Origin of the sequence: Halomonas sp. BMC6, assembly GCF_964204995.1 — a bacterium.
GTDB lineage: Bacteria > Pseudomonadota > Gammaproteobacteria > Pseudomonadales > Halomonadaceae > Vreelandella.
This window is the reverse complement of sequence record NZ_CAXNSH010000001.1, coordinates 2,515,019-2,540,922: the sequence shown is the minus strand read 5'-3', so window position 1 is coordinate 2,540,922 and position 25,904 is coordinate 2,515,019. Positions and strand designations below refer to the sequence as shown.

Genomic DNA, 25,904 nt, shown 5'->3' with positions numbered 1-25,904 from the left:
ATGCACGCGATCACTTCACGCCTTTCGCCCATCACGCGGCGCCGCCTCGCCGCGTTTCGAGACAATCGCCGCGCTCGCGTCTCTTTGTGGCTGTTCGGCGTTTTGTTTCTCGTTAGCCTCTTTGCCGAGCTGATCGCCAACGATAAACCTATCGTCATGCAGTATGACGGCCAGTGGTATGTGCCGCTGTTGGTGGAGTATCCAGAAACGGAGTTTGGCGGCTTTCTACCGACCCGCACCGATTACCTGGACCCCTTCATTCAGCAGCAAATTAGCGAACACGGCTGGGCACTGTGGCCCATCATTCCGTTCTCTTATCAAACCTTGGACATGCAGATGACGCGGCCTTCACCAGCGCCGCCTGACCATCGCCACTGGCTGGGTACCGATGATCAAGGCCGCGACGTGCTAGCCCGAGTGATCTATGGTTTCAGACTTTCCGTCGCGTTTGCATTGGTATTGACGGCAGGATCGTTGGTGATTGGTGTCTTCGCGGGCGGTGTGCAGGGCTATTTTGGCGGCAAAGTTGACTTGATCGGCCAGCGGATCACCGAAGTATGGTCTGGCCTGCCGGTACTGTTTTTGTTGATTATTCTGGCGAGCTTCGTGCAGCCGGGCTTTTGGTGGCTGTTAGGCATCATGCTGCTCTTTTCCTGGCTGGGGCTCGTGGATATCGTGCGCGCCGAATTTCTGCGCGCCCGTAACTTGGAGTACGTTCGCGCCGCCAAAGCCATGGGCCTGCCCTCTCGATTGATCATGTGGCGACACGTGTTACCCAACGCCATGGTGGCCACATTGACGTTCATTCCGTTCATTTTTACCGGCGCGATTGGCACCCTGACGGCGCTGGACTTTCTAGGCTTCGGCCTGCCACCTGGGTCACCGTCGCTAGGCGAGCTAGCGGCTCAAGGCAAGAATAACCTACATGCTCCTTGGTTGGGGATTACCGCTTTCATGACCTTGGCCATCATGCTGTCTCTGCTGGTATTCATCGGCGAAGGATTACGCGACGCCTTTGACCCGCGCCACGTCAAGCAGCGCTCTACCACTGCCCAGGAAGCCACCCATGTCTGACTCCACTGCCAAACCGCTCCTCCAGCTCGATGAGCTAACGGTGGCCTTCGACGGCAAAACCGTCGTAGACCGCCTATCGCTCTCAGTGAGGGCGGGTGAAACGCTGGCCATCGTAGGAGAATCTGGCTCGGGCAAATCGGTTTCTGCGCTGGGGGCCATCGATCTATTGCCCAGCAATGCACAGGTGCGCGGCCAACGCTGGCTGGAAGGTCGCGACCTCTCCACGCTGAGCAAACGTGATTGGAACGGCATTCGCGGCAACCGGGTGGGCTTCATTTTTCAAGAGCCCATGACATCGCTCAACCCGCTGCATCGCATCGGCAAACAAATTGGCGAAACTCTTCGATTGCATCAAGGCTTGACCGGGCAAGCGGCGCGGCAGAGAGCCAAAACGCTTTTGGAACAAGTCAAACTCCCTCGCTCCGAGGAGTTGCTGGATGCATGGCCCCATCAACTGTCTGGCGGTCAGCGCCAGCGAGTGATGATCGCCATGGCCATTGCCAACAACCCCGCCCTATTGATTGCCGATGAGCCTACCACGGCACTCGATGTCACCGTGCAGCAAGACATTCTTGCGCTCTTGAAAGAGCTGCGCGACCACCATGGCATGGGGGTACTGCTGATCAGCCACGACCTGAACCTCGTCCGCCGCCATGCCGACCGTGTCTGCGTGATGTACCAAGGCAAGGTGCAAGAAACCGGCAGCGTTGCTCAGGTCTTCAGCCAACCACAAAGTGACTACACGAAAGCGCTGATTGCCGCCGAGCCCGAAGGCCGACCCGCAGAACCTGCGAATACGATGCCCTTGTTGACCACACGGCAGCTTCGCGTGAGCTTCCCACGGCCCAAAACGCGACTGTTTCAACGTCAACCGCCTGCCTTTGACGCGTTGAAGGCCACTGATCTGACCATTGCACCGGGTGAAACGCTAGGCATCGTCGGAGAGTCCGGGTCCGGCAAAACGACCCTCGCTTCCGCCATCATGCGTTTGGTGGCAAGCCAGGGCGACGCGCAGCTGGGCGATACGCCATTGAGTCAGCTCTCTGGCGATGCGCTTCGACGTCAGCGCCACCGTTTTCAAATGGTGTTTCAGGACCCTTATGGCGCTCTCTCGCCGCGTATGCCGGTGTTCGATATCGTCAGTGAGGGGCTACGCTTTCACTTCCCCGCTTTAGACGAGACAAACATCGCTGAACGCGTACATCGCACCCTGCGTGAAGTCGGTTTACCGGAGAGCTGCGCGGCTCGTTACCCTCACGAGTTTTCTGGCGGACAGCGCCAGCGCATTGCCGTGGCGCGGGCAATTATTTTGGAGCCAGAGCTTCTGGTACTTGATGAGCCCACCTCTGCCCTTGACCGCACCGTGCAAAAGCAGTTGGTGATCTTGCTGCGAGAGCTACAGGCACGCCGCCAGCTTAGCTATCTGTTTATCAGCCACGATCTTGCCGTTGTGCGCGCCATGGCTCACCGCATCATGGTGCTCAAAGATGGCGACGTGGTGGAGCAAGGCAACTGTCTAGAAGTGCTCGCCGCTCCTCAGCATGCCTACACCAAAGCGCTGATCGAAGCCGCACATCTGCACTAGGTTTCTGCCTCACTTATTTTCGGTTGGGTCAATATGACTCGGGTGGGCAAATCGAAAGTGATGGATACAAGATAACGGTATAAATATGAGGACCTACTTCGCTACAAAAACGCCGCTATGGATATAGCGTCCAAGGCGGCGTATTGAGGATCATCAGCGCTTAAAAGCTGGCAATCTCTTCTGCCGTCAGCTCCCGCCACTCACCTGGGGCCAAATCATCAGGCAGTACCACATCGCCAATCGAGCGGCGGTGCAACGCATTCACGTGGTTGCCTAAAGCAGCGAACATGCGTTTCACCTGATGGTAACGCCCTTCCGTAATGGTCAGCTCTGCCTGCTGTGGGGTCACAAATCGCAGCGTGGCAGGCTGTGTCGGCGTTTCTTCACCGTCCAAGAGTATGCCTTGCGCGACTTGATCTACCGCCCACTGTGCGGCCTCACCTTCCATCGGCTCGGCCAACTCCGCTATGTAGACTTTGGCACAGCGGTGGCGTGGCGAGGTCACTCGGTGAGACCACTGGCCGTCATCGGTCAGTAGTAACAGGCCGGTAGTATCCACATCTAAACGCCCTACGGGCTGCAGCCGCTCCACTTTCGGTAAGTCGATAATGTCGATGACTCGTGGGTAGAGCCCCCGACGAGCAGTACACTCCACGTCTACCGGTTTATGCATCATCACGTAGCGAAGTCCCACTAAGGCGAGCCGTTCGCCATTGAGTTTCACTTCGTCATTCCCGGTATCTACCTGGGTGGCCGCCTGTTTGATAGGCTCACCGTTGAGCGTCACTTCTCCGTTTTTAAGCGCACGTTTTGCTAGGCTGCGGGTTAACAGCGTGGTTTCACTTAGAAAACGATCAAGGCGCATTATTGCCCCACTCCTGGCAGCAACGAAAAGCGGTCGGCATCTTGCCAGGCAGGAAATTTGTCACGAAAGGCATCGAGTTCCGTTTTATCTAACGTCCCCGTTTCAATAAACGGAGTATGGGCGGGATGGTCGATCAGCGGTTCCCCTTTGAAATCGACCAGCATGGAGTCGCCGCTATAGGCCAGCCCCTTGGCATCTTCACCCACGCGGTTAACGCCCACCACGTAAGCGAGGTTTTCCACCGCGCGCGCCTGTAGCAACGTACGCCACGGATGCCGCCGAGGAGCGGGCCAATTAGCCACGCACAAGATGGCATCATACTCGAAATGCTCTCCTTCTGCTGGCTGCTGGCGCATCCAAACGGGAAAACGCAGGTCATAACACACACTTAACTGAAGCTTGAATCCGTTGAGTTCGACGATGTGACGCTGCTTGCCCATGCCATAGCGTTCGTGCTCACCAGCCATGCGGAACAGATGGCGCTTGTCGTAGTAGCTTACATTCCCAGTGGGAGTTGCCCACACCATACGGTTGAAATATTGGCCATCATCCACAACGGCGACGCTGCCAGTCATGACGCATCCTCTTGCCTTCGCTTGAGCCTGCAGCCAAGCCACGCTCTGGCTGTCCGCCATGGGCTGCGCCATTTCTCTGGAGTTCATCGTAAAGCCAGTGGCGAACATCTCGGGCAGCACGATCACGTCCGTATCACGGCTATCCAGTTCACCGAGCAGCGCCTCTAAATGTGTGTGGTTGGCTTGCGGATCCTCCCAGCGTAAATCGCACTGCACTAGGCTGGTTTTCAATTGGCTCATGCCGCGTCTCCTTTGCATCGGTGTGTTTGTAAATTGTGTGCTAGATTAGCATTTTTACTTAATGAGGCTGCTATGCTTCCATCCGCTCCACGAGACCCTGAAGCGGTCAAAGGCGTTATGTTCGGCTTGACGGCCTACACCATGTGGGGGTGTTTTCCGCTCTTTTTTGCTCTCTTCGATGGGATTCCTGCGCTCGAAATCTTGATTCATCGGATTTTATGGTCATGCCTATTTCTGGTCGGATTGATCAGTGTTCTGCGCCGCTGGCCGCCGGTGGTAGCGGCATTGATCGAACCCAAGCGCCTGGGACGGGTGCTGGCCTGTGCGTTGTTGATCGCCTTCAACTGGGGTATCTATATTTACGCAGTGGAGAGTAAGCAGGTACTGCAAGCCAGTTTAGGCTACTTTCTCACGCCGTTGGTGAATGTCGCACTCGGCATGTTAGTACTGCGAGAGGTGATGGCTAAATTGCAGTTGGTGGCCCTGGGCCTTGCCAGCCTAGCGATTGCCATTCAGTTCGTCATGCTGGGGGAATTACCATGGATAAGTCTGCTGCTCGCGTTGAGCTTTGGTAGCTACGGCTTGTTTCGCAAGCAGGTTCCGTTGGATGGCTTATCCGGCCTCTTTGTGGAAACGCTGCTGCTTTTTCCTCTGGCCTTGGTCGCGTTAACGTGGATGAGTTGGCAGGGAACATCGCACTTCTTGCACGATGTCCCTATGTCTGCGCTTCTCGTCGTGAGTGGCGTTTTGACCGCCCTGCCCCTCATGGCCTTTGCAGGCGCGGCCCGCCGTCTACGTTTAGCAACGCTGGGATTCTTGATGTACATCAACCCCAGCATTCAATTTTTGATTGCACTGACGATCTTTGGTGAGCCGCTGGGCCTGATTCAACTCGCCACTTTTGTAATGATTTGGACAGGACTGGCACTCTACTCTTGGTCATCCTGGCAGTCACGCCCTCGCCAAGCGGCCGTTTGACGCTGGCAGTGCTGGCTCCTCGCTCACCGGCTTGGCGGTCTCTTTGTCGGGCTGATACCCCACTCGAAAGCCGCCCCAGTGTTTGCCGTTGACATAGATGGGCACAGAGAGGTCATGCATGATCTCTCCGGTATCGCGTTTGTACGTTTGTAGTAACAGCGGCTTCTCATGCGCACCGCAGCGACTGCCAGTCGGGTCGTCGAAAATTCGTTTGCTACGACAATACTTAAGGTCGTGGTCGTAGTCGCCGGTGGGTTCGCGGCTCACTGCAGCGTTGTGAGTCGGCACGTATCCGTTGCGGTCGCAGGCAATCGCATAGCTCAAACCATGCTCGCTAAGCAGCGGCTCTTGTAGCGTGGGCAGCTGTTGGTCGGTGAAACGGTCGAAGCCGGTATGGTACAGCGGCGGACGGGTGCCACTGATGGCAGCGTAGTCGGGTTGAAACAGCGCCGCTTCTGATAATGTGCCTTGCGCAATGGCCGTTTCGAACAGCTTGCCAATGCGGTCGGCCGTACGGCGGGCGGCCATGAATACCGTTTGGTGCCGCCCCAGCAATCGCTGCTGTGCCAATTCGCCATCGACGCCTTCGGCAGCATCCATCAGCGCCCGCGCTTGCAGGGCCAGCTCGTGCATATTGCGATTACCTTCGTCCACGTCCTCTTCCAACTGCCGTAGGCTGTCGGCGACGGTCTGGCTGTGCGCCTTCGTGCTGCTCATGGCCTCCGCCACGCTGGTAATCTCTTGCTCGACTTGATCGAACTCTTCCGTGATCGTCGCTAGGCTGCTGCCGACACGCTGCATACCTTGAGAGCGCTCTCGCACGCGGGTCATCAGATCGTTCATCGTGACCACCACGCTTTGCCCGCTTTGATGCATGTCTTTCACTAGATCATCGACGCTCTGAGTAGCGGTAGAGGTTTTCATCGCTAAGTTACGAACCTCCCCCGCCACCACGGCAAACCCACGCCCGTGTTCGCCAGCGCGCGCCGCTTCAATGGAGGCGTTCAAGGAGAGCAGGTGGGTTTGCTCTGCGATGTCTTCGATCATCGAGGTGACACTCCGCACCCGCTCGATTTTATCGTTGAGCGCCGTCAGCATCTCCAATGCTTGGCTGGAGCGTTCGGCCACGTCGGTCATGTCCTGAATGATATCCGTCAGCTCGTCATGATTGTGGTGGCTAGCTTGACGAGCGCTTTCAGCCAGTGCAGCCACTTGAGAGGCGCTGGCGCTGACCTGCACGATGGCGGTGTTGATCGCGCTCATACTTGAGGACGCCTCGCTCGCCATGCTCTCCTGCTTGCCCAATCGCTGAGCCATCAGGTCGGCGTAGTGAGACACTTCTGCCGAGGCAATGGCGGTACTGCTGGCACGCTTCATCAGTCGGTACGCCATGGCCCGAAGGGATCCATAATCACGCAGGGGTTTGAATAGCGCAGTGCGTTCCAACTGTTGCTGACCCGCGTTATAAATGCCATAGAGGGCACTTACGACAGCCGTCATTCCTGCCAACAAAGCGCATACCATCGCCGCATAAGGCCATGGTCCAGGAAGCGATACCAGCCAAGTCGCCGTAATGATCAAGAGCAGTGGCACTAGCCAACGAAGTAGTCGCATGTGGTGCACTCTTTTGTAATTGACGTTGTTGAGTCGTAAGACGATGCGATAGGGGAGATTCCCACTTTCTCAGTCAGCTTAACGGTTTATGCTAATGAAATAAGTAGCACTTTGGGGGAAGAGCGCAGTACGGGGAAATAACCCAACCATGCCGTTATTGAGGACATAACGCGCTAAACTATCTGCCTTCGTTTTTGCTGTTGCTTTCATACTGACGTGGCGAACGCCTAGGAGCTTATGTTCAAACGCTATTTGCCCATCTTCAATTGGCTACCTCATTACCACAAGCGTTTGCTGGGAGCCGATCTTCTGGCGGGGCTGATCGTGACCGTCATGGTCATACCGCAGTCATTGGCTTACGCCCTACTGGCAGGCCTTCCAGCGGTAGTGGGGCTGTATGCCAGCATTTTGCCGCAATTGCTCTACACCTTGATGGGCACCAGCAGAACCTTGGCCGTGGGGCCCGTCGCCATCATCGCACTGATGACTGGGGCAGCCCTCTCTTCGGTGGCCACTCCGGGCTCGCCCGAATATCTCCAGGCGGCCCTTGTGCTTTCATTGCTCTCCGGTGCCCTGTTGGTTGCCATGGGCGCGATGAAGATGGGCTTTTTTAGCAACTTTTTGAGTCATCCGGTCATATCCGGTTTTTTGACCGCGTCAGGCATATTGATTGCCGTCAGCCAGCTGGGCAGCCTGTTAGGCGTCGCCAGCAGCGGTTTTACGTTGGTCGAACGCTTGATGACGCTGCTACCCAACCTATCTACCTACAATCCTTACACCATGACCATCGGTGGAGGAACGTTGCTCTTTCTGGTGCTGATGCGCCGCTTCGGCAAGAAGAGCCTCATCAAACTTGGCCTGCCTGCCACACTCGCTGATTTAATCACCAAAGCAGGCCCGGTGTTTGCCGTGATCATCACCACCCTGGCCACGTGGTATTGGCAGCTCGCCTACAACGAGGGTGTAGCCGTCGTTGGCACCATTCCCAGTGGCCTGCCCGCCTTGAGCTTTCCTTGGAGCGACGTATCACTTTGGCGGGCACTCCTTATCCCCGCCATGCTGATCAGTTTGGTAGGCTTCGTGGAATCGGTCTCTATGGGGCAGATGCTGGCGGCAAAACGGCGCCAGCGTATCTCTCCCAACCAGGAGCTAATTGGCTTAGGAGCCGCCAACTTAGCGGCAGGATTGACCAGCGGCATGCCTGTTACAGGCGGCTTATCCCGCACCGTCATCAACTACGATGCGGGCGCTCAAACGCCTGCTGCTGGGGCCTTTGCCGCGCTCGGCATTGCGCTGGTGACGATGGCGTTTACCGGATGGCTTTACTATCTGCCCATCGCAACGCTTGCCGCCACCATCACGGTGTCTATTTTAACGCTGGTGGATATCCCCATGCTGCGCCAGACCTGGCGCTACTCCCGCAGCGACTTTGCCGCCATGGCGGTCACCATTTTGTTGACGCTAGTGGAAGGGATCGAAGCAGGCATTATCGGCGGGGTGACGCTCTCCATCGCGCTCTTTTTGTACCGCACCAGCCGCCCCCACAGCGCGTTAGTTGGCCGGGTGCCGGATACCGAGCACTTTCGCAACATAGAGCGGCACGATGTGGAGACGGTAAGCAACGCAGCCCTGCTGCGCATCGATGAAAGCCTTTACTTCGCCAATGCCCGTTATCTTGAAGACACCGTCTACAACTTGGTGGCCAGCCGCCCGGAGCTTGAGCATGTCGTGCTGATCTGTTCAGCGGTCAACCTGATTGATGCCTCTGCTTTAGAGAGCCTGGATGCCATCAATGCTCGCTTGAAGGATTCCGATGTCAAACTACACCTGTCAGAGGTGAAAGGACCGGTGATGGATCAGTTGAAAAAAAGTGACTTTTTGGATGCTTTAACCGGGCGAGTATTTTTAAGCACCTACGCGGCATGGCGCGAATTTTCTTAGCTTTAAGAATCATAACTTATTGAAAAGCCAGGCAACCGCCTGGCTTTTTACGTTGTGCTAAGGACTATTTGTAGCCGCCTATGAGAACAGCGTTGACAGCCTCTCTGGCCTTACCTACTATCACTCGACCACTTAGCAAAACCAAATACCGCATAGCAAAACATAAAGTAACTGAACGTAACGAGTCCAAAAGCAACAATCACAATAGAAGCAACCACAATAAAGGAGCATTTCAATGCGTCCGTTTGCTCACCGCCTGTTAATCGCTGCCCTCCCGCTCTCGCTGTTAGGAGTGGCGGTCAGCCACGCCAACGAAGTAGAACTCCCCAGCACCATGGCCTGGACCGCCTACGGCACCAACTCCAGCGGCTACGCCCAGGCCGTTGCCATTGGCAATATGCTGCAGAATAAGTACGACTCTTCTGTGCGCATTCTGCCTGGCGATAACGATGTCTCCCGTATGACGCCCCTCAAACAGGGTCGCGTTGACCTGTGCGCTTGCGGTATCGCCAGCTACTACGGCGCCGAAGGGGTCATGATGTTTGCCGACCGCGACTGGGGCCCGCAGCCGCTGCGCGTGATTACCACCTCAACCGCGTCGTTTGGTCTGTCACTGGCCGTGGCGGGTGATTTGGACGTTGAAACCCCCGCCGATTTAGCAGGCAAACGCATTGCTTATATTCGCGGTGATGATGCCCTGAACAAAGGCACTGAGGCGTACCTTGCCTTCGGCGGCCTAACCTGGGATGACGTTGAACGGGTTGACTACCCCGGCTATGCCCGCTCTTTCGACGGCATTATTGCTGGCGATGTGGACGCCTCTTTCACTACCACCGTTACACCGCCCGCTCAGCAGCTCGCGAGCAGCCCACGGGGCGTTAGCTGGCCGGTGCTTGACCCTAACGATGAAGCTGGCTGGGAACGCATGGCGGCGGTGGCACCCTACTTCCGCCCCCATGAAGTCACCGCCGGTGCAGGCGGCATTAGCGCCGACAACCCGGTACCCAGCGCCAGCTATCCCTACCCCATTGTGGTGGCGAATCAAGACCTTGATGACAATGTCGCTTACGGTTTAATCAAAGCGATGCAGGAAAACTACGACGACTACAAAGATAACGCGCCGGGTGCAGTGGGCTACGCGCTGGAGTACCAGGATCTACAGTGGGTAATCCCATTCCACGACGCAGTGGTGGAGTACTACAAAGAGATCGACGTGTGGACCGATGAGATGCAGGCCCACCAAGACCAACTCGTTGAGCGTCAAAACGTATTAATGCAGGCCTGGGAGCAGTTTATGCAAGACGCATCCAGCGATGCCGATACGTTTACTACTGACTGGATGGCCGCCCGCGCCACGGCGCTCACCGATGCTGGGTTCGAGCCGATCTTCGAGTAACTCGCCACGGGGCGGCGCTCGCCGCCCCTGCTGATTGATGGAACGCCCTATGACCACCGATACCGCACCTGCCAGCACGCCGCAGGTTAAAGAAAAAATCAGCCAAATCCGCGAGCTGCCACTGGCACTTCGTTGGGTGCCTGCCACCGTCACCGTATTACTGATGATGATGACGCTGGATTACCTGTTTAACTGGGGCTTGCTCACGTTCGTGACCGGGCTGGAAACTCAGTTTTACTATGCAGTGGTGGCACTGCTTCTGCCGCTCGTGTTTCTGCTATGGCCCATGCGAAGCAGCCAGCAGGAGCAATCGATTCCCTGGTATGACTACCTGCTTAGCGCTGTCACGCTGATCGTGGGTGGCTACTTTGTGTATAACGCTGTTCCCATTCTGGAGCGCGGCTGGGCGTTTGCAGCTCCGGATATCGCCATTTATTTCAGCTATGCCTACTGGTTATTGATTATCGAAGCCGCACGCCGAGCCGGCGGTTTGCCGATTGCCATCATTGCCGGGGTGTTCTCGCTTTACCCCTTGGTAGCCGACATCGTTCCTGGCCCCATCCAAGCATTCCCTTCTAGCCTGCCTGAAACGGCGATGTACCACACCATGAGCACCGAAAGCATCATGGGGGTTCCGCTACAGGCTTTTGCGGGCTTGGTGATTGGCTTTCTGGTGTTTGGCGTGGTGCTTCAAAAAAGTGGCGGCGGCAAATTCTTCATTAATTTAGCCTTTGCACTTTTAGGCCATGTACGCGGCGGCCCGGCTAAGGTGTCGATTTTTTCCAGCGGCCTGATGGGATCCATGAGCGGCAGCGTGATTAGTAACGTGCTGACCACTGGGGTGCTCTCGATTCCGGCCATGCGCCGCATTGGCATGAGCCGCTCGTTTGCAGGCGGTGTGGAAGCCTGCGCCTCAACCGGTGGCGTATTGATGCCCCCAGTGATGGGTGCTACCGCCTTCGTGATGGCCATGTTCTTGGATATTCCCTACTCAGCGGTGGCGCTGGCAGCGGTCATCCCCTCAATTCTCTATTTCCTTGGCCTGTTCATTCAAATTGATGCCTATGCCGCGCGCAATGACATCAAAGGCCTGCCCGCCATAGAGCTACCGTCGATTAAGCAAACGCTGAAAGAGGGCTGGTACTTTATCTTCGTCTTTGGCCTGCTGGTATGGATGCTGCTGATCATGCAGCGCGAAGCGGTTGCCCCATTCTATGCAACCGCACTGCTGTTAGTGCTCAACCAGCTCTCTAAGCAGAACCGCTGGGGCTGGAAGGATGTCACCGAAACGCTCTCGTCAGCGGCCAAGCTATTTGCTGAGCTTATCGCCATTCTGGCGGGCGTGGGTATGTTGGTAGGCGCACTCTCCATGACCGGCCTATCGGGCACCATTGCCAACGACTTTATCAATATCGCCGGCGGCAGCGTACCGCTACTGCTGATTATGGGCGCGGTCACTAGCTTTGTATTGGGCATTGGTATGACGGTCACTGCGGCCTATATCTTCCTGGCGGTGGCGCTCGCCCCTGCGCTGATTCAAGGCGGCGGTCTAGACCCCATGGCGGTGCACATGTTCATCCTCTACTGGGGCATGCTCAGCTTTATCACGCCACCCGTGGCATTGGGTGCCTTTGCCGCTGCCACCGTGGCCGGTGCCCGCCCGATGGAAACTGGCCTGCAGGCCATGCGCCTAGGCAGCGTGATTTACTTTATCCCCTTTCTATTCGTGCTGAACCCCGCGCTGATCATGCAGGGCGAACCATTGATGATCATTGCCGTGTTTATCCAAGCAGTCATCGGCATCATTCTGTTTGCCTCTGCCATGCAAGGGTATCTGATGGGCGTTGGGCGATTGGGCTACGGCGCACTGCAGGAAATCGTCATTCGCGCGCTAGTGCTCATCGCGGGCCTGCTGTTGGCGTTGCCCGGTGGCGGCATGGTGCCTTTCAGCCAGTGGGAATTAATTGGCTTGGCCGCAGCGGCGCTGCTACCAGGCGTTGCGCTTGCGCGGCTTAGCCAGCGCCATCACCAGCGTTCGCTCACTGCCAACGCTTAATACCACCTTCGAGGATATTTATGAGCACAAAAACAAACCTCACCCTCGTACTCGGTAGTTTAACGGCAGGCCTGCTGGCGGCTGGAAGCGCCAGCGCCATGCCTAGCACGCTGAATTGGACCGCGTATGGCACCGGCACCAGTGGCCATGCGCAGATTATGGCCATCAGCCAGCTGCTACAGGAGGAGCACGGCACTCAGTCCCGCGTTATTCCGGGTGAAAACGACACCATGCGCATGACGCCGCTGAAAACGGGACGCGTGGATCTGTGCGCCTGCGGCATTGCCAGCTACTACGGCTCTGAAGGCGTCATGATGTTCGCCGGGCCGGACTGGGGCCCGCAGCCTATTCGGGTGATTTCCACCTCCATGGCGAGTTTTGGCATAGGCATGGCGGTGGCAGGCGACGTAGAGATGGGTTCCATCGCTGATCTGGAAGGTAAACGGCTAGCCTACCTGCGCGGCGACGATGCGCTGAATAAAGCTGCTGAAGCCTACCTAGCATTCGCAGGTTTGACCTGGGATGACGTTGAACGCGTCGACTTTCCCGGCTACAACGCCGCCTTCGACGGCATTATCAGCGGCCGTGCCGATGCCGCTATTACCACCACCGTCACACCCGCCGCCCAACGCTTAGCGGCGAGCCCCCGTGGCTTGCAGTGGCCAGAACTGCCCACTGACGATGGAGCAGGCTGGGCACAGATGCTGGAACTGGCGCCCTACTTCCAGCCCCACGATGTGACGTCAGGCGCGGGTATTAACGCTGAACAGCCGCTGGCCAGCGCCAGCTACCCTTACCCCATTCTAGTGAGCAACGCCGATTTAGCCCCTGAAACAGTCACCGGCTTGATCACCACGCTAGTGGAGTCGTTTGACGACTATAAAGATAACGCCCCAGGGGCTAGCGGCTATGCCCTTGAGAATCAAAACATGACCTGGGTAGTACCTTTCCACGATGCTGTGGTGGCGTACTACCAAGAAAGCGGTGTATGGACCAATGAAATGGACGCCCACCAAAACGCCCTGGTGGAGCGGCAACAGCTGCTAATGGACACCTGGGAAGCCTATCAAGCCGATGCCCCCGAAGACGAAGCGGCGTTTATCGACGGCTGGATGGAAACTCGGCGCGTCGCCTTACAAGAAGCTGGGTTAAACCCCGTTTTCTGATGTTGCTTCAATCACGACGGAAATCATTACCTAAGGCCGCCTCTGTGCGGCCTTTTGTTTAGCCATCTATATTCCGCAATGCAAAACGTTGTTTTGCATTATTGACTCCAACGGTGTCTTTCGCCATGATCACTTCATTCCGAATAACAACTTTAAATTTCATATAGCGAAATATGGGAGCCACTATGAGTGTTCACTACCAGCGACATGGCGAGGTCGGCGTCATTAGTATCGCTAACCCGCCCGTCAACGCATTGAGCCAAGCAGTGCGTAGCGGTTTGCTCAGCGCCCTTGAAGAGGGGTTGGCCGACCAGCAGGCTAAAGCACTGGTGGTGATGGCAGAGGGGCGCACCTTTATTGCGGGTGCCGATATACGTGAATTTGGCAAGCCACCCCAAGCGCCACTGCTACCGGATGTCATTACCCAGCTAGAAGCCTGCCCTAAACCGCTCATCGCATCGCTACACGGCACCGCGCTAGGTGGCGGCTTGGAAGTTGCGCTGGGTTGCCACTATCGAATTGCGCTGGCAGGCACCCGCGTTGGTTTACCGGAAGTGAAGCTTGGCTTACTGCCCGGCGCAGGCGGTACTCAGCGGCTGCCCCGTTTGGTAGGTGTGGAAAGATCCCTAGACATCATCACCAGCGGGCGCTTTGTAGACGCCGCTGAAGCGCAGGATATCGGCATTATCGATGCCATCAGCGATGCCCAAACACCGCTGGAAGCGGGTTTGGCAGCGGCAAAAGAGGTATTAGCGGGACAACAGCAGGCGCGCATCACCGGTCAGCTACCCGCTCCAGAGGCCAACCCCAAGGCCCTTGCTGCCATGCGAGAGCAGCTTGAATCCAGCGCACCGGCACTGTTTTCTCCGTTTCGCATTGTGGACGCCGTTGACGCGTGCACCAAAGCCGCATCTCTGGAAGAGGGCTTGCGTCGCGAGCGTGAGCTATTTCTTGACTGTATGGACTCCCCGCAGCGCGCAGGGCTGATTCACCTCTTTTTTGCCGCTAGAAATCCCCATGTCGTCCCTGGCGTAGACAATGCTGAGCCCTTTGCGCAGATCGCCCTCATCGGTGAGCACCCGCTGTTTGAGACGCTTCACACCGCCGCCCAGCGCGCCAACATAACGCTTACCGATACCCCAAACGATTGTACTGAGCTATGCCTGCTCGCCCCTGGCGAAGATGCCAGCGCCTGCTCTTCTCAAGCGGTCACCGTAGCGCTGCAGTTACTTACCGGGAATGCCTCAACATCGCCTCTCAGCCTAGTGCTTGCCGAGCGCGGCCCGTTCTATGAATTGGTCAATCACAGTGCCAGCGGGACCGACCAGCAGCGGGTGGCTTTAACACTCAAAGCGCTGCGGGCCAACGTGGTGGTGAGCAAGTCGCCTAGCGTACTGAGCACGCTTTATAACGCCGCAAAGCAAGCGCCCGACCACGACGCTCAGTCAGTCATGGAGCAGGCGAGCCTGACGCTAGCGCAGCAAGGTACCTGCTACCGCGAGAGCGATATTGATCTGCTAGCGGTGGAAGCGCTGAGCTACCCACGCCATTTGGGCGGGCCGCACCGCCAAGCCTCTCTGCCATCCCATTTATCGATTCACAAAAAGACGCCTTCCGAGGATGCACACTCATGAACCTGACGTTTAGCCCCGAAGAGCAGGCATTCCGCGAGGAAGTCCGCCGATTTTTAGCCGATGCACTGCCGAGCGACATCCGTGAGCGCGTGCGCCTTGGGCGTCATCTGCGCGCCGATGACCACATTCGCTGGCAGAATATTCTCAGCGATCAAGGGTGGCTTGCCGCCAACTGGCCTGTTGAGCACGGCGGTCCAGGCTGGGGTCCGGTGCAGCGGCATATCTTCGATGAAGAGTGTGCCGCCGCCTACGCCCCAACGGTGGTGCCCTTTGGCGTCAATATGGTCGCGCCAGTGATCATGAAATTCGGCAGTGTGGAGCAGCAACAGCACTACCTGCCGCGGATTCTTAATAACCAGGACTGGTGGTGCCAAGGTTATTCTGAGCCGGGTGCTGGCTCGGATTTGGCGGGCTTATCCACCCGCGCCGTGCTCGATGGCGACCACTACATCGTCAACGGGCAGAAAACCTGGACCACCCTAGGCCAGCACGCCAACATGATGTTCTGCTTGGTGCGCACCGACCCCCATGCAAAAAAGCAGGCGGGCATCAGCTTTTTACTGATTGATATGCAGACCCCTGGCATTACCGTACGGCCGATTATCACCCTCGACGGCGCTCATGAAGTCAACGAAGTGTTTCTCGATAATGTGCGCGTGCCGGTAGAAAACCGTGTGGGTGAAGAGGGCCAAGGCTGGACCTGCGCCAAATTCTTGCTTACCCACGAGCGTACCGGTATTGCTGGGCTTGGCCACGCCAAACAGGCGCTGCGCCATTTGAAGTCCCTCGCCTCCCGTATGCAGCATCGCGGCAAGCCGCTTTTATCGCTCCCCAGCTTTCGCCAGCGGGTAGTTAAAGCCGAGCTTGAACTGATGGCGCTGGAAGTGACCAACCTACGCGTGATTGCCGCAGCGCGGGATGGCGGCGTGCCGGGTGCAGAGAGCTCGCTGCTAAAAGTGCGTGGCTCTGAGCTGCGCCAAGAGATTAGTGAGCTTACCCGCCGTGCGCTTGGGCCTGCTGCCCTGCCGTTTTTCCCCGAATTTCTCCATGGTGATGAATCGCTGGCTGATGAATACGCCCAAGGCGCTGCCGCCAGCGCCCAGTATTTTAATCGTCGCAAGCTGTCGATTTATGGCGGTGCCAACGAGATTCAAAAAAGCATCGTCGCTAAAACCATTTTAGGAATGTAAGGGGGTCACCATGGATTTTGCACTCACCGACGAGCAGCGCATGCTCGAAGAGACACTGACACGCTTAGTGGCCGACCAGGTAACACCCGAGCAGCGCCGCGCTATGCTTGAAGCGCCAGCCCAAGGGGCCAGCCCGCTATGGCGCACGTTCGCAGAATTAGGCCTGCTGCATATGCCGTTTAGCGAAGACGTCGGCGGGCTAGGCGGCGACGGCACCGATGTAATGATTATTATGCAAGCGTTGGGGCGCGGCTTAGCGCCAGAAGCGTACCTGTTTGGGTTAGTCATGCCCGGGCAGCTGCTTGCGCTATGCGCCAACTCAGCACAGCAGGAGCGCTGGCTGACCCCGTTGTTGGAAGGTGAACACCAGCTCGCCTTGGCTTGGCATGAACACACCGCCCGCTATGACGCTTTCGATATTTCTACCCAAGCGAGCCAACACGATGGCCAGTGGCAGCTTAACGGCCGCAAAGATGTCGTAATGAACCTCGGCAATGCCGCCGCCACGCTGGTGACCGCCCAACTGCCTAACGGCAAGCTAGGCGTGTTTATCGTCCCTGCCAATACGCAAGGCGTCACCTTGCAGACCTATCGCACAATGGATGACCAGCCCGCCGGTGACCTAACGTTGAACAGCGTGGCACTGCCGCTAGAGAACTGTCTAAGCGAAGACGCAGGTGACGCATTGGCAGAGGTGCTGGCCCTGGGCCGCGCCGCACTTTGCGCCGAAGCCATTGGTGCGATGGAAACTGCCTGCGACCAAACCCTCGCCTATTTAAAAGAGCGCAAGCAGTTTGGCCTGCCGCTGGCCACGTTCCAGTCACTGCAGCACCGCATGGTGGATATGCACCTCCACCTGGAGCAGTCGCGCTCCATGGCGATTCTCGCTGCCACCAGCCTCTCGCTGCCTGCTGACGAGCGGGACTATAAAATCGCCGCGGCCAAGGCCTACTGCGGCGAGTCTGCGCGCTTTATTGCGGAACAGGCCATTCAGCTTCATGGCGGCATGGGTATGACCGAAGAGTGCTACGTGGCCCACTACGCCAAACATTTGGTGATGTTTGACCACTACCTGGGCGACAGCGACTATCACCTTGAGACGGTGAGCGAACAGCTCGACGCCGCCTAAGGAGAAGCTTATGCACAGTGAAGAAACGTCACTTGTACGCCTTGAGACTACCGAGGGCGGTATCGCCGAAGTGACCATTGCGCGCCCTGCGGTGCGCAATGCCCTCAACGAGCCCACGGCCCTGGCGCTCAATGACGCATTAGCCACCGTGGCAGCTGACCCGCAGGTGCGCTGCGTGATCCTCAGCGGTGAAGGTAGCGCCTTTTGTGCCGGTGCCGATTTAGCAGAATTCGAAAAGGCCTCCACCCAGCCTGCCAGCGAGCGGCTGGCAACGCTTTTTTTGCCTGCGCTACGCAGCATGATGACGATGGAAAAGCCCGTAATCGCCGCGGTGAGCGGCGCTGCTGCGGGGATTGGTGTGTCCTACGTGCTAGCCAGCGATATGGTGGTGATGGGCCGCTCGGCTTACCTAAAACTGGCCTTTATCAATATTGGCTTGATTCCCGACGGCGGCGCTTGCTGGCATTTGGTACGCAAGCTTGGCCACGCCCAGGCCTTTGAGATGGCGGCACTGGCTACACCCATCGACGCCGAGCGCTGCGTAGCGCTGGGCCTAGCCAACCGAGCAGTGGAAGATGATCAGGTGTTAGCGGAAGCACGAGCGCTGGCACAGGCCCTGGTGGCTCAGTCACCCCAAGCGCTGGGAGCAACAAAACGGGCCATGCGACAGGCGGCGAACTTGTCGCTTGACGACACGCTAACGCTTGAAGGCGCACTGCAAGATGAGTGTAAAGCCACCGAGGATTTTCATGCTCGCGTGGCTGCTTTTCGTCAACGCCGTCGTAACTGATCCAGTGCTTGCTGATAATCCGCACGCAGCGTGGCTACTTCATCGGCCACGCTGTTCAGTGTGGTAATACCGCCCACTCCCTGCCCGGCACCCCAAATATCCCGCCACGCTTTTGCCTTACTGCTGCCGCCTGACCCATAACGCATGGCATTTTTGTCGCCCTCTGGCAGTGCCTCTGGGTCCAGCCCAGCCAGCTCGATGCTTTGGCGCAGGTAGTTACCGTGCACACCCGTGAACAGGTTGGTATAGACGATATCCCCCGCAGCGGCTTCCAGTACCATCTGCTTGTATGCGGGCTGAGCATTGGCTTCCTGGGTGGCAATAAAGCGCGTGCCCATATACACCATGTCCACGCCCAGCGCCTGAGCGGCAGCGATCTGCTCGCCTTTGGTTATCGCCCCTGCCAGCACCAGCGGGCCATCGTAAAACTGCCTGACCTCCGCCACAAAAGCGAAGGGGTTAAGCCGCCCCGCATGGCCGCCTGCCCCATGGCAGACCAAAATCAGCCCATCCACCCCGGCATCGATAGCTTTTTTAGCGTGCCTCAGCGTGGTCACAACGTGAAATACCATGCCGCCATAGGCGTGTACCTGCTCGACCACCCGATTGGGCGCATGCAGGCTGGTAATGATCAGCGGCACCTTAAACTCAGCGCATAGCGCCACATCATGCTCCAGGCGGTCATTGGTGGGGTGCACGATCTGATTCACCGCAAACGGTGCGGCGGGCTGCTGCGGATTCTGAGCGTTATAGTCGTCTAAGGTATCGGTAATCTGCTGCAGCCACTCCCGAAGCACTTCCGCAGGCCTGGCGTTCAGCGCCGGAAACGCGCCAATAATCCCCGCCTTACACTGGGCAATCACCAGCTCAGGGCCAGAAACGATAAACATGGGAGAGCCGATAACCGGCAGCGTCATGGAGGCAGTCAGTTGGGTTAGCATACGTGGCTCATTATCATTGTTTGTAAGCCCATCAGCGTAAAAACCCCAAAAAAGGGGTTTTAAGGCATGGCCAAAATAGTTAGCATGGCCGGAACAGCCCGTAGCGGGGGTCTTTCGCCATGGCAGGTAACACGTTCCTGACGTTACCAGCATTCCCGCCATCCATGGCGGTCAGAAGCGAAAGTAGCGCCCAAGGACGGGTTTACAGCGCCTCCACCTAGGGCTATTCCGGACAGCCTCCTAAACTTACAGCTTGCTTTCCAGCTCCGGCAGGATTTCGAAAAGATCCCCGACCAGGCCGTAGTCGGCCACCTGGAAGATCGGTGCTTCGTCGTCTTTGTTAATCGCGACGATCACCTTGGAGTCTTTCATGCCTGCCAAGTGCTGGATCGCACCTGAAATACCCACCGCAATGTAGAGTTCGGGCGCGACGATCTTACCGGTCTGGCCCACCTGCATGTCGTTGGGTACGAAGCCAGCGTCTACCGCCGCGCGAGAAGCGCCAATGGCCGCGCCCAGCTTGTCAGCAATGCCGTCCAGCAGCTTGAAGTTCTCGCCGTTGCCCATGCCACGGCCGCCGGAGATGACGACCTTAGCGCCACCGAGTTCCGGGCGGTCGCTCTGCGCCAGCTCTTGTTTGACGAAGCTGGACTGGGCGTTGTCGGCGACGAAATCCACCGCTTCCGTTGTGGCGCTGCCACTGGTGCCGACTCCATCAAAGCCGGTGGTACGGATGGTGATGACTTTTAGCGCGTCGTCGCTTTTGACCGTGGCGATGGCGTTACCGGCATAGATCGGGCGCAGGAAGGTATCGGCGCTTTCGACGCCAATCACATCCGACAGCTGGCTGACATCTTTCAGGGCCGCCAGGCGCGGCAGCACGTTTTTGCCAGTGGTGGAGGCGCTGGCCAGCACGTGGGTGTAATCGCCAGCGAGTTCGACCAGCAGCGCGCCCATGGGCTCGGCAAGCTGATGGGCGTAGGCGGCGTTATCTGCTACGCGTACTTTGCTCACGCCGTCGAGTTTAGCGGCCGCCTCGGCAGCCGCTTGGACGCCTTCACCGGCGACCAGCACATCAATATCGCCACCGATGGCCTGGGCCGCCGCCACGACGTGAGCGGTCGCGCCCGCTAACTGACCTTCATGCAGGTCGGCAAGTACCAGAATGCTCATGAGATCAGCTCCTTTTAAAGCACTTTGGCTTCGTTTTTCAGTTTGTCGATCAGCTCGTCCACCGAGGCGATTTTGATACCGCCTTTGCGCTCGGCGGGGGATTCCACTTTGAGCAGCGTAACCTTGGAGGCCACTTCCACGCCGTAGTCAGCGGGGGTTTTGACATCCAGCGGCTTCTTCTTGGCCTTCATGATGTCCGGCAGCTTGGCGTAGCGCGGTTCATTCAGGCGCAGGTCGGTGGTGACGATGGCTGGGAGTGTCAGCGCGACGGTTTGCAGGCCGCCGTCGATTTCACGGGTGACGTTGACCTTGTCGCCGTCTACCGCCACTTCCGAAGCGAACGTGCCTTGCGGCAGGTTAGTCAGCGCGGCGAGCATCTGGCCGGTCTGGTTGTTGTCGGTGTCGATGGCCTGCTTGCCGAGGATGACGAGGCCGGGCTGCTCTTCGTCCACCACTTTGGCTAGCAGTTTGGCCACCGCCAGCGATTCGGCGCGCTCGTCGGTTTCAATGTGGATAGCGCGGTCGGCACCCAGCGCCAGCGCGGTGCGCAGCTGCTCTTGGGCGGCCTTGGGGCCCACGGTCACGGCCACGACTTCGGTGGCCACGCCCTTCTCTTTCAGGCGCACTGCTTCTTCCACGGCAATTTCGCAGAAGGGGTTCATGGCCATTTTGACGTTGGTAAGGTCCACATCAGAATGGTCCGCTTTGACGCGGATTTTGACGTTGTAGTCGATGACGCGTTTCACCGCGACGAGGATTTTCATAAGGCATGCTCCAGCGATTGAACCATCGGCTTTTTATTCCGCATAGCAAAATAATATTTCACTTTATAAAAATAACAATAAAAAAACGCCTGCCAAAGGTCAAGCGTTTCCTTGTACAGCCCACCTCAGAAAGGCGACCAACCAAACCATAACGCCAGCAGCGGTATCGCCGCGATCAGAAAGCGCCCGTTCCAGCGGTAACCGATGCGGGTGGCGGGTACGCCGGTAAAGCGCGAGAGAATCAGCATGGAAGCGGTCATGGGTGATGACATCAGCGCCAGCGCCCAGCCTACCATTAACGATGCCCCAATCAGCTCAGGCGTTAACCCCTCAATGCCCAGCGTGGGGAGCAAGCCCACCAACAGCGTCACCGTAACAATCGGGTTGACGCCTATTTGCGCTAGCCCCACCACCATCAGCATGGCCAACACCGCATTCAAAGTGCCCAGCGGGTCTAGCACCGCCAATAGCGGTGCTAGCTGCTGAGTATCCACTAAGCCCACGCATACATGCCCCAAATAGCCTGCCGCCCCCAGCACCACGATTTCATTAGCGCTGGGAGACAGCAACCAAGGTAGCTGACGATGCACCGCCGTTATGGCAGCAGGCAATCCACCATAGCCTAGCCTACGACGCTGCCAAGCCAGCCATAACAGCGCCCCGGTAGGCGCGCCCAGCAGCGCGGCAATGGGTAGTCGTAAATTCAGCAGCCACGCAATGGAAAACACCAGCGCCACAATGCCGATTAGCAAAACGCTAAACTGAGCCAATGGTCGTAGTGAAGGGGTGACATAGGTTTTATTGGCGGGTGGGTGCGGGCCGGTGAAATAGTCCACCGCCCAGCCCGCCATAAAAATCAGCGCGGCGGCCCCTAGAATATAGGGTGCCAGCTGTGACCAGGTGACTTGAGGAAGGCTTGAAAGCACCACGGCCACCCCAATACCCATGGGCGAAATCAGCGGTGCCAGCGAAAATCCGCGCAGCAGCGCCAGCATCATGCGCCGCTGACGGGCCTCGCGCACCCAGGCGCGCCCTTGGGCGGCACTCAGGGTATTGCTCTTTTCGATCATCGCGGCGAACAGATTCAGCACGCCAATGTTCAGAATGATGCCAAACAGCGCCGAGCCCAGGGATAAGATCGGGTAGCGGCGGCTAGGGGGTTGAAGCAGCATACTTTGCCCGCAGCGGCGCACTAAACGGGATCGATAGGCAGGTAGGCGCAGCATACTCAGCGCCACCACAAAGGTGGCAAAAAACGCAAAACGCCCACTCGCCTCAAACAGCAGCTGCCCAGGCGTTGGCGAGTGCCACAGTGCGAGCAGCGTGAGTACGCCAGCGGCACACAGCAGCCCCTTGGCCATGCGGGTGAGTTGACCTTTCAGGGTCATCAAATAGAGCAGCAGCGCAACAATGCCTGCGGCTTGCCACGCCACGCTGCCACCCACCAAATGAATCAGCGTGGCAAGCGTCACCAGTAGCAAACAGGAAACCCGCAGGCGGGCTAGGCTCACTCGCTAGGCTCCCTCAACTGCGGGTCGGGAGTACCTTGTGACGATTCGCTGCCGCTGCGGCGACGAAATGAGCCTTCGCCCATAGCCACCAGATTGCCCTGCTCATCGACAATTTCCCCGCTGGTCATGAAGGTTTTTTGCCCGCCGCCACGCAGCGTGCCCGTGGCCCGCAGCACGCCTTGCCGAGCAGGCCCCACAAAGGTGGTGGTAAGTGACAACGTCATCCCGCGACGAATATTCCCCGGCACATCGCAGTGCAGGCCCGCTAGGCTTAAGGCACTGTCCAGCATGGAAGCCAGTACGCCGCCATGCACATTGCCGCTGCGGTTAAGGTGCTTGGGTTCAATGGTGAGTTCCACCACCGCGCGCCCCGCTTCCCACTCCACCACGTGCATGCCCAGCAATTCGTGATAGCCCATCAGCGCCTGGGGCGTGGTGGAAGCGATCGCGCTGTCTGTGTCGCTCATAAAGCGCTCTCCTGCTGGGCCAAGTCGCGTAGCCGCCCTTTTAAAATCTTACCGCTGGCGGTAGAAGGCAGCGCATCCATCAGCACGATTTGGGTCGGCCGCTTATAGGGCGCAAGCCGCTCGGCAATAAAGGCTTTGAGTTCTGCCATATCAACCTCAACGCCCGGCTCGCACTGCACAAATGCCACGACCTCTTCATTGCCTGCCACCTGCCGCCCAACCACTGCGGTTAAGGTCACCGCAGGATGCTCATTAATCACTGCTTCTACATCCGGCGGGTAGATGTTGAAGCCCGAGCGAATAATCAGCTCTTTACTGCGGCCCACGATATAGAGCTGATCGTCGTGATCCAGTTTGGCGATATCACCGGTATTGAGCCAGCCATCTTCCGTTAAGGTGGCGCGGGTGGCGTCCGGCTGGCGGAAGTAACCTTTCATGATATTAGGGCCACGCACCCACAGCTCGCCGATCTCATCGCCTGCCTTTTCTGACGTGCCGCTGCTGCCTAGGGGCTCTAACCGATACTCCAACAGCGGCAGCACGCGGCCCACGGTGCTGCTCTGGTGGCGGTCTTCAATGCGGGTTTGACTAATCGTCGGGCTAGCTTCGGTGAGACCGTAGCCATTGTGCAGCGTTAGGCCAAACGCAGCTTCCACGCGTTTTTTGGTATCGCTATCCAGCGGCGAGCCGCCTGCGGAGATATAGATAAGCGCAGGCGCTTCTAACGCGCGCTGCTCACGCTTCAAGTACTCCAGGGCGCGAGCATACATGGCAGGCACACCTTGGAGCACCGTAATACGCTCCTCTTTCAACGTTGCCAACAGTTGAGCAGCCTCGAAACGCGGCACGGTGTACAGGCACGCGCCGTTATACAGCGAACCCATACACACTGATGAGAGGCCAAACACATGAGACATCGGCAGCACGCCATACACCCGCTGCCCTTCACTCAGATGACGCATGCCGCCGGAAATAGAGGCGATATACAGAATACCGCGATGGGTCAGCATGACGCCTTTCGGCGTACCGGTGGTGCCTGAGGTGTAGATCATCGCGGCTACCTGCTCGGCACCGCTGGCGTGAACAGGCTCTGGCTCGCTATCAAATAGCGGTGAAATCGCTAGGCCGCCGAGCTGCGGATGCTGATAGCGGTCAGCCGCGTGGCGCTCGGCGTGCTGGCTCGCCTCTGGGGAGGCTTCGCAGGTGTAAAACACTCGGCGCGGCAGGCAATTGCCTTGGATTAAATCCACTTCCTGAGCGGAGAGGCGCGAATTGACAATCGCGACCCAAACATCCATTTCACTGGCGGCCAACAGCAGTACCACCAGGGCACGGCAGTTTTCACTGACCGTCATAATACGGTCGCCGGGCCGTATGCCTAAATTAGCTAACCACTCGCAGGCGGCATGAATCTCTTGCCCCAGCTCGGCGTAGCTCCAGCGAACGTTGCCATCCACAAGAGCGGGGTGATCCGCTAGGCGTTTCGCATTTTCCAGCACGCGGGTACTCAAGCGCTCGGGGAGTTCTGCTAACAGCTCGCTTGCCAGACGGCCAAAGATCTTCTCATCTGGCGCTTGGTAAGGGACCGACAGAGCCATTAGGACGCCTCCCGCACCATGTTCCGGGCAATCACAAGCTGCTGAATTTGCGTCGTCCCTTCGTAAATGCGGAACAAGCGCACATCGCGGTAGAAGCGCTCAACGGCGTATTCCGACATATAGCCCGCACCGCCGTGCACCTGCACGGCGCGATCCGCGACGCGACCCACCATCTCGGCACAGAACAGCTTGCAGCAGGAGGCTAGGGTTGAGACGTTTTCGCCATCATCCTTGCGGCGTGCGGCGTCCATGACCATGGTTTTACCTGCGTAGGCTTCGGTTTTGCTATCTGCCAGCATAGCCTGCACCAGTTGATGCTCCGCCAGCGGCGCACCAAACTGCTTACGCTCCATGGTATAGCGCAGCGACTCTTCGACCAAACGCTCGGCCACGCCCACACACACCGCAGAAATATGCAGTCGCCCACGGTCGAGCACTTTCATGGCGGTTTTAAAGCCTTGCCCCTCTTTGCCGCCAATGATGTTTTCAGCCGGTACGCGGCAGTTATCAAAAATGATGTCGCAGGTATGCGCGCCCTTCTGGCCCATCTTGTTATCTGCCGGACCGCGAATCAGACCGGGCGTATTGCCTTCAACAATAAAGGCAGAGATACCGCCAGCGCCTTTGTTGTCTGGGTCGGTACGCGCCATCACGGTGAACAGGTCCGCTTCCGGGCCGTTGGTGATATAGCGCTTGGTACCGTTTAACACGTAGTGGTCGCCATCGCGCACGGCGGTGGTGCGCAGGCTGGCGGCATCGGAGCCAGAGTCCGGCTCGGTCAGGCAGAACGAACTAAGAATTTCCCCGGTGGCCAAGCGCGGCACGTATTTGGCTTTCTGCTCTTCAGTGCCGTCAATCAGAATGCCTTGGGCACCGATACCATTATTCGTACCGAATACCGAGCGGAACGCGGGAGACGTTTTGCCGATTTCCATGGCTACCAGAGCTTCTTCTTCCATGGTGAGCCCTAAGCCGCCGTACTCTTCAGGAATGGATAGCCCGAACAGCCCCATCTCCTTCATTTCCGCCAGGATCTCGGCGGGCACTGCATCCTCTTCGGCAAGCCGTGCCTCATTGGGAATCAAACGCTCCCGGACAAAGCGGGCAATGGTATCAACCAACTGATTCAGCAGTTCGGGATCACGGATCATAACGGCTCCTGGTAGCAACGATATTTTTATGGTTGGCGTTCGCGCGGGCAGTGAGGCCTGCAATAA

The 25,904-nt window shown here is 57.8% G+C and carries 21 protein-coding genes; 11 read left to right on the top strand and 10 right to left on the bottom strand.

What is annotated here, in order from left to right:
• Positions 1-1,074 (top strand): ABC transporter permease, encoded by a 1,074-nt coding sequence (locus AB6K10_RS12130; protein WP_285263352.1) that lies wholly within the window; start codon positions 1-3, stop codon positions 1,072-1,074.
• The gene (locus AB6K10_RS12125; protein WP_339118833.1) at positions 1,067-2,659 is read left to right on the top strand and encodes a dipeptide ABC transporter ATP-binding protein; all 1,593 of its coding nucleotides are present in this window, start codon (positions 1,067-1,069) and stop codon (positions 2,657-2,659) included. The genes AB6K10_RS12130 and AB6K10_RS12125 overlap by 8 nt, the downstream gene beginning before the upstream one ends.
• A 160-nt stretch (positions 2,660-2,819) precedes the next feature.
• On the opposite strand, the gene AB6K10_RS12120 is transcribed toward AB6K10_RS12125, so the two are convergent.
• The gene (locus AB6K10_RS12120; RefSeq protein WP_339118832.1) at positions 2,820-3,524 is read right to left on the bottom strand and encodes a pseudouridine synthase; all 705 of its coding nucleotides are present in this window, start codon (positions 3,522-3,524) and stop codon (positions 2,820-2,822) included.
• Positions 3,524-4,339 carry an amidohydrolase gene (locus AB6K10_RS12115; protein WP_159342072.1) on the bottom strand — a complete coding sequence of 272 codons (816 nt, stop codon included), beginning with the start codon at positions 4,337-4,339 and terminating at the stop codon, positions 3,524-3,526. Before AB6K10_RS12115 ends, AB6K10_RS12120 begins: the two co-directional genes overlap by 1 nt.
• A gap of 72 nt (positions 4,340-4,411) precedes the next feature.
• On the opposite strand from AB6K10_RS12115, the gene rarD reads away from it, so the two are divergent.
• On the top strand, positions 4,412-5,317 hold the full coding sequence (gene rarD, locus AB6K10_RS12110) for an EamA family transporter RarD (protein WP_159342071.1): 906 nt from the start codon (positions 4,412-4,414) through the stop codon (positions 5,315-5,317).
• Here rarD and AB6K10_RS12105 read toward each other — a convergent pair.
• Entirely contained in the window at positions 5,291-6,931 is a 1,641-nt protein-coding gene (locus tag AB6K10_RS12105; RefSeq protein ID WP_253016439.1) for a methyl-accepting chemotaxis protein, read from the bottom strand. The two genes, rarD and AB6K10_RS12105, sit on opposite strands and share 27 nt — an antisense overlap.
• Positions 6,932-7,168: 237 nt before the next feature.
• On the opposite strand from AB6K10_RS12105, the gene AB6K10_RS12100 reads away from it, so the two are divergent.
• The 8 genes from AB6K10_RS12100 (at position 7,169) to AB6K10_RS12065 (ending at position 18,233) form a co-directional block, all read left to right on the top strand.
• A complete protein-coding gene (locus AB6K10_RS12100; RefSeq protein ID WP_339118831.1) occupies positions 7,169-8,872 on the top strand; it encodes a sulfate permease in 1,704 nt (567 codons plus the stop codon).
• Between the two features lie 235 nt (positions 8,873-9,107).
• Positions 9,108-10,268: a TAXI family TRAP transporter solute-binding subunit gene (locus AB6K10_RS12095; RefSeq protein ID WP_339118830.1), complete on the top strand. Its 1,161-nt coding sequence runs from the start codon at positions 9,108-9,110 to the stop codon at positions 10,266-10,268.
• Positions 10,269-10,317: 49 nt separating this feature from the next.
• Positions 10,318-12,324 carry a TRAP transporter fused permease subunit gene (locus tag AB6K10_RS12090; RefSeq protein ID WP_339118829.1) on the top strand — a complete coding sequence of 669 codons (2,007 nt, stop codon included), beginning with the start codon at positions 10,318-10,320 and terminating at the stop codon, positions 12,322-12,324.
• Positions 12,325-12,344: 20 nt separating this feature from the next.
• Positions 12,345-13,490 (top strand): TAXI family TRAP transporter solute-binding subunit, encoded by a 1,146-nt coding sequence (locus tag AB6K10_RS12085; protein WP_339118828.1) that lies wholly within the window; start codon positions 12,345-12,347, stop codon positions 13,488-13,490.
• 185 nt (positions 13,491-13,675) lie between these two features.
• Entirely contained in the window at positions 13,676-15,124 is a 1,449-nt protein-coding gene (locus AB6K10_RS12080; protein ID WP_339118827.1) for an enoyl-CoA hydratase/isomerase family protein, read from the top strand.
• Positions 15,121-16,314, top strand: a complete 1,194-nt coding sequence (locus AB6K10_RS12075) for an acyl-CoA dehydrogenase family protein (protein WP_339118826.1) — start codon at positions 15,121-15,123, stop codon at positions 16,312-16,314. The genes AB6K10_RS12080 and AB6K10_RS12075 overlap by 4 nt, the downstream gene beginning before the upstream one ends.
• Before the next feature lie 10 nt (positions 16,315-16,324).
• Positions 16,325-17,443 carry an acyl-CoA dehydrogenase gene (locus AB6K10_RS12070; protein WP_339118825.1) on the top strand — a complete coding sequence of 373 codons (1,119 nt, stop codon included), beginning with the start codon at positions 16,325-16,327 and terminating at the stop codon, positions 17,441-17,443.
• 10 nt (positions 17,444-17,453) lie between these two features.
• Complete coding sequence (locus AB6K10_RS12065; RefSeq protein WP_339118824.1) at positions 17,454-18,233, top strand: enoyl-CoA hydratase/isomerase family protein; 780 nt, start codon at positions 17,454-17,456, stop codon at positions 18,231-18,233.
• Here AB6K10_RS12065 and AB6K10_RS12060 read toward each other — a convergent pair.
• The 7 genes from AB6K10_RS12060 to AB6K10_RS12030 all read right to left on the bottom strand — a co-directional run bounded on the left by AB6K10_RS12060 (position 18,215) and on the right by AB6K10_RS12030 (position 25,838).
• On the bottom strand, positions 18,215-19,174 hold the full coding sequence (locus tag AB6K10_RS12060; RefSeq protein ID WP_339118823.1) for a nitronate monooxygenase family protein: 960 nt from the start codon (positions 19,172-19,174) through the stop codon (positions 18,215-18,217). The two genes, AB6K10_RS12065 and AB6K10_RS12060, sit on opposite strands and share 19 nt — an antisense overlap.
• A gap of 246 nt (positions 19,175-19,420) precedes the next feature.
• Positions 19,421-20,347 carry an FAD-binding protein gene (locus AB6K10_RS12055; RefSeq protein ID WP_339118822.1) on the bottom strand — a complete coding sequence of 309 codons (927 nt, stop codon included), beginning with the start codon at positions 20,345-20,347 and terminating at the stop codon, positions 19,421-19,423.
• A 14-nt stretch (positions 20,348-20,361) separates the two neighbouring features.
• Positions 20,362-21,111: an electron transfer flavoprotein subunit beta/FixA family protein gene (locus AB6K10_RS12050; protein ID WP_339118821.1), complete on the bottom strand. Its 750-nt coding sequence runs from the start codon at positions 21,109-21,111 to the stop codon at positions 20,362-20,364.
• Between the two features lie 125 nt (positions 21,112-21,236).
• Entirely contained in the window at positions 21,237-22,622 is a 1,386-nt protein-coding gene (locus tag AB6K10_RS12045) for a hypothetical protein (RefSeq protein WP_339118820.1), read from the bottom strand.
• Complete coding sequence (locus tag AB6K10_RS12040; RefSeq protein ID WP_339118819.1) at positions 22,619-23,089, bottom strand: PaaI family thioesterase; 471 nt, start codon at positions 23,087-23,089, stop codon at positions 22,619-22,621. The genes AB6K10_RS12045 and AB6K10_RS12040 overlap by 4 nt, the downstream gene beginning before the upstream one ends.
• The gene (locus AB6K10_RS12035) at positions 23,086-24,687 is read right to left on the bottom strand and encodes a class I adenylate-forming enzyme family protein (protein ID WP_339118818.1); all 1,602 of its coding nucleotides are present in this window, start codon (positions 24,685-24,687) and stop codon (positions 23,086-23,088) included. The genes AB6K10_RS12040 and AB6K10_RS12035 overlap by 4 nt, the downstream gene beginning before the upstream one ends.
• Entirely contained in the window at positions 24,687-25,838 is a 1,152-nt protein-coding gene (locus tag AB6K10_RS12030; RefSeq protein WP_083023559.1) for an acyl-CoA dehydrogenase family protein, read from the bottom strand. Before AB6K10_RS12030 ends, AB6K10_RS12035 begins: the two co-directional genes overlap by 1 nt.
• Between the last annotated feature and the right edge of the window lie 66 nt (positions 25,839-25,904).

What these genes read in the sequence shown, in the direction of transcription:
- AB6K10_RS12130 (WP_285263352.1), top strand. Translation starts at nt 1, where the DNA reads ATGCACGCGATCACTTCACGCCTTTCGCCCATCACGCGGCGCCGCCTC.
- AB6K10_RS12125 (WP_339118833.1), top strand. Translation starts at nt 1,067, where the DNA reads ATGTCTGACTCCACTGCCAAACCGCTCCTCCAGCTCGATGAGCTAACG.
- AB6K10_RS12120 (WP_339118832.1), bottom strand. Translation starts at nt 3,524, where the DNA reads ATGCGCCTTGATCGTTTTCTAAGTGAAACCACGCTGTTAACCCGCAGC.
- AB6K10_RS12115 (WP_159342072.1), bottom strand. Translation starts at nt 4,339, where the DNA reads ATGAGCCAATTGAAAACCAGCCTAGTGCAGTGCGATTTACGCTGGGAG.
- rarD (WP_159342071.1), top strand. Translation starts at nt 4,412, where the DNA reads ATGCTTCCATCCGCTCCACGAGACCCTGAAGCGGTCAAAGGCGTTATG.
- AB6K10_RS12105 (WP_253016439.1), bottom strand. Translation starts at nt 6,931, where the DNA reads ATGCGACTACTTCGTTGGCTAGTGCCACTGCTCTTGATCATTACGGCG.
- AB6K10_RS12100 (WP_339118831.1), top strand. Translation starts at nt 7,169, where the DNA reads ATGTTCAAACGCTATTTGCCCATCTTCAATTGGCTACCTCATTACCAC.
- AB6K10_RS12095 (WP_339118830.1), top strand. Translation starts at nt 9,108, where the DNA reads ATGCGTCCGTTTGCTCACCGCCTGTTAATCGCTGCCCTCCCGCTCTCG.
- AB6K10_RS12090 (WP_339118829.1), top strand. Translation starts at nt 10,318, where the DNA reads ATGACCACCGATACCGCACCTGCCAGCACGCCGCAGGTTAAAGAAAAA.
- AB6K10_RS12085 (WP_339118828.1), top strand. Translation starts at nt 12,345, where the DNA reads ATGAGCACAAAAACAAACCTCACCCTCGTACTCGGTAGTTTAACGGCA.
- AB6K10_RS12080 (WP_339118827.1), top strand. Translation starts at nt 13,676, where the DNA reads ATGAGTGTTCACTACCAGCGACATGGCGAGGTCGGCGTCATTAGTATC.
- AB6K10_RS12075 (WP_339118826.1), top strand. Translation starts at nt 15,121, where the DNA reads ATGAACCTGACGTTTAGCCCCGAAGAGCAGGCATTCCGCGAGGAAGTC.
- AB6K10_RS12070 (WP_339118825.1), top strand. Translation starts at nt 16,325, where the DNA reads ATGGATTTTGCACTCACCGACGAGCAGCGCATGCTCGAAGAGACACTG.
- AB6K10_RS12065 (WP_339118824.1), top strand. Translation starts at nt 17,454, where the DNA reads ATGCACAGTGAAGAAACGTCACTTGTACGCCTTGAGACTACCGAGGGC.
- AB6K10_RS12060 (WP_339118823.1), bottom strand. Translation starts at nt 19,174, where the DNA reads ATGCTAACCCAACTGACTGCCTCCATGACGCTGCCGGTTATCGGCTCT.
- AB6K10_RS12055 (WP_339118822.1), bottom strand. Translation starts at nt 20,347, where the DNA reads ATGAGCATTCTGGTACTTGCCGACCTGCATGAAGGTCAGTTAGCGGGC.
- AB6K10_RS12050 (WP_339118821.1), bottom strand. Translation starts at nt 21,111, where the DNA reads ATGAAAATCCTCGTCGCGGTGAAACGCGTCATCGACTACAACGTCAAA.
- AB6K10_RS12040 (WP_339118819.1), bottom strand. Translation starts at nt 23,089, where the DNA reads ATGAGCGACACAGACAGCGCGATCGCTTCCACCACGCCCCAGGCGCTG.
- AB6K10_RS12035 (WP_339118818.1), bottom strand. Translation starts at nt 24,687, where the DNA reads ATGGCTCTGTCGGTCCCTTACCAAGCGCCAGATGAGAAGATCTTTGGC.
- AB6K10_RS12030 (WP_083023559.1), bottom strand. Translation starts at nt 25,838, where the DNA reads ATGATCCGTGATCCCGAACTGCTGAATCAGTTGGTTGATACCATTGCC.